The following is a 2,901-nucleotide window of genomic DNA, read 5'->3' on the forward strand; positions in this document are numbered from 1 at the left end:
ACGCTTTATGCTGGACGACCATCTGGGTTCAACGCATGTGATTGCGGATGCCAGTGGTAAGAAAGAGCAGGTGATGAGCTTTGATGTGTTTGGTGCACGTCGAAACGCGACCACCTGGGCGAGAGACTTCAGTGACCAGAATAAGTTCACCAGTAAGCTGACGCTACGTGGTTACACGGGTCATGAGCAGATGGATGAAGTGGGCCTGGTGCACATGGGCGGGCGTGTTTACGACCCTATTCTGGGACGTTTCTTACAAGCAGACCCTATGGTGCAGGCGCCGCACAATATTCAGAACCTGAACCGCTACTCGTATGTGGTGAATAACCCGCTGAATAAGACAGACCCCAGTGGTTACATCTTTGCGACGATTGCGGTATGGGCACTGAATGCGGCAATCAGCCAGGGAATTATCACAGGTGTGACGGCGACTGTACTCAGTGGTTTACTGACAGCCTATTCATACTATGGTTACGCAAAGCTGGCGGTGGGTATTATCCAGGCGGCGAATCAGGGTGGAACGGCACTGGCGAACTTTGCGGGTGGCTGGGCGAAAGGGTTTGCTAAAGGTCAGGCTGTTACCTGTATGCTCAATATGGCAGCAGGTGGAGGTTGTATTGATGGCCTTGAAACGAAGCAACAAGGCAGTGCTGACACTGATGGTAATCCGAACCCGCAAAAGCAAAGAGAGACCGAACAGACAACCGAAGTCAAAGATACTCGTTCTGCGTCCTCGACTGGACCCGTAAAAGATTTGACGGAAGAGCAAGTTAACGACATCAATAAAACCTTGTCGGAGCTGCAATCTAAGCTCGATAAGAAAAATAACTCAGGAGGTTTTAACACTGCTGAAGAGGTGGCGGAGTGGTTCCATGATAATGTTCACCCGCTCTCTGAAAAATATGATATGGAAATCGGTGCTGAGATCTTTAAAAATGACATGGTTTACAATCCGAAGCTGGGTCAAGTTGAAACAAAATTCTATGGTGGCTCAATTGTGACAGACTTTATGCATGATTCAGTGACAGTAAGTGATTCGACATTCGGAAATTTCAAACCGTTTTCTGATTGGCACTCTCATGGATTTTCAAATATTGGCTTTACAGCTGGGGCCGATACCTCAACTGTTACGAGTGGAAGTATGAGTGTCGTTTTTCTTAGCCGTGGACCTTCGGGTGGAGATGTATCATTATGGTCATATAAGACCGGAGGTACGACAACTAAACTATGTGGAAAGAAATGCAACTAACGATAATTCTTAAGGCACTATGCTTATCCTTTTTACTGCTCGCCTGTGATTCTAGCGCGAGTAAGAACTATGGTAAAAAAGTCAGCTTCTTTGAGCTGTTACCTAATCCATCTGCTTATGATGGGCAAGTTATTTGGATTGAAGGTTACCTATGGTTTGGCAAAGAGCATATTGGTAAGGGAAAGTTCGAACAAAAAGCCTATGTGTTTTACAACAAAGAAGCACTAACGCACCGCCGCTTTTATGAGGCGGTGGAGTTGGACTTTGAAGACAATCAGTCTTTTGAGCAATATGCCAGGTCCAATGTTGAGCGTTATGTTTATGTAGTGGGGACGCAAAACAGTATGAAACTAAGTAAGTTGAGTGTATTGAAGGCAAAATAAAACCTCGATAAATCAGAATAAGGGCTGGAGATCCCGCCCTTATTCTGATTACAAAAATAACCCTCTAGTATTCAAAGCAATTAAAATAAAATGCTTCAGCAATTTAAGACAGAATTGGTTGCTGTTGTTCCACTCGTTTCAACATGCGATTTTTCTTTTATGCAGATAGGGTAATTTTTATCACGATATTTGGTGTTTTTCTCCAAAACGCCAGCCCTATACTGGCTACAGTTGCTGTACTTATGAACAATGGGTTATGAGTGTCAGAAGCGAGGGAAACTCTAAACACACTAACGTTAAATGTTGGAGCAAGAAAGAGTCTGCCGTATGATTTCAGATAGATGAATCACTATTTGCCAGTGACTTGTGGTTTGTGTTTTTTATGTTGCCCCACACATATACTGAGTCAGTTTCTGGGCTTATTTTTCACCTATAGCAAGTAAGCAATCAATCGCAAATTCAACCGGTTGTTGATAATTTGTATGCGGGAGCGGTGGGTTTTGTACGCACTTTGCTTGAGATGTAAACTTTAAATTTATTTTGTTTTATTTTTTGGGTACCATTGTACCGATAACTAACAAAAGGATATTATAAGAATGAAATTCTCTACACTTGCTATTTCCGCTTTATTCATCACTTTCGCTGGTCAGGCTGCTGCAAGCTGCAATAAGTACAGCTGTGAAGGCGTATCAAACGTTGTATTTTCTTCGGTTGTTGCCAACACAACTCAGGTAAAAGTGAAGTTCCCTCAGGGTACCAATGCCACTTTGGATTGTAACCTGGACCAGGAAGAAGCGGCTGCGCTGAATAAAACCAGCGAAAACTATCGCAATATGCAGTCTATGCTACTCACTGCTGTTGCCGCGAACCTGCCCGTTAAGCTCACTTTTAATCAGGCTTCTGCGAACTGTCAAATCGATGAAGTTGAAGTGAAGGTGGTTGAATAACACCACCGACCAAATTGTCGATATGGCTATACCACTGTGCTCAAGTCAGAGCACTGCATTCAGGTATCCTGATTTTGTGTGCAACAGGCTGCCTGTGTCTCTGTGACACTATCAAGGCCCCGGGTGGGAATTACGCTCATTCTGGGTCTGCCAGCGCGCGCGATGTGTCTTTAAACTAAATGAGTGTAAATGCAGACAGGTATTAACGTCAGATAAAAATAAAAAACAAAGTGAGCAAACATGTTTAAGTACAAAGGAACCCTGGCCCTGATGCTGGGGGCTTTTAGTGTGTCGGGACAGGCCAGCCCGGTCACCCCCAGCA

3 protein-coding genes are annotated in these 2,901 nt (G+C 44.3%); all 3 read left to right on the forward strand.

Going from position 1 to position 2,901, the window contains the following annotated elements; genetic code table 11:
• The coding region (locus tag MHN31_RS23925) for an RHS repeat-associated core domain-containing protein (protein ID WP_239445529.1) at positions 1-1,249 on the forward strand (1,249 nt) is incomplete at its 5' end.
• Positions 1,240-1,632: a hypothetical protein gene (locus MHN31_RS23930; protein WP_239445530.1), complete on the forward strand. Its 393-nt coding sequence runs from the start codon at positions 1,240-1,242 to the stop codon at positions 1,630-1,632. The genes MHN31_RS23925 and MHN31_RS23930, both read left to right, overlap by 10 nt.
• Before the next feature lie 596 nt (positions 1,633-2,228).
• Positions 2,229-2,579, forward strand: coding sequence for a hypothetical protein (locus tag MHN31_RS23935; protein WP_239445531.1), 351 nt, complete (start codon positions 2,229-2,231; stop codon positions 2,577-2,579).
• Positions 2,580-2,901 lie beyond the last annotated feature (322 nt).

This window comes from Pseudoalteromonas sp. McH1-42 (assembly GCF_022347845.1).
Taxonomy (GTDB): Bacteria; Pseudomonadota; Gammaproteobacteria; order Enterobacterales; family Alteromonadaceae; genus Pseudoalteromonas; species Pseudoalteromonas rubra_D.

Coding starts and splice junctions, on each gene's coding strand:
- MHN31_RS23930 (WP_239445530.1), top strand. CDS start 1,240: ATGCAACTAACGATAATTCTTAAGGCACTATGCTTATCCTTTTTACTG.
- MHN31_RS23935 (WP_239445531.1), top strand. CDS start 2,229: ATGAAATTCTCTACACTTGCTATTTCCGCTTTATTCATCACTTTCGCT.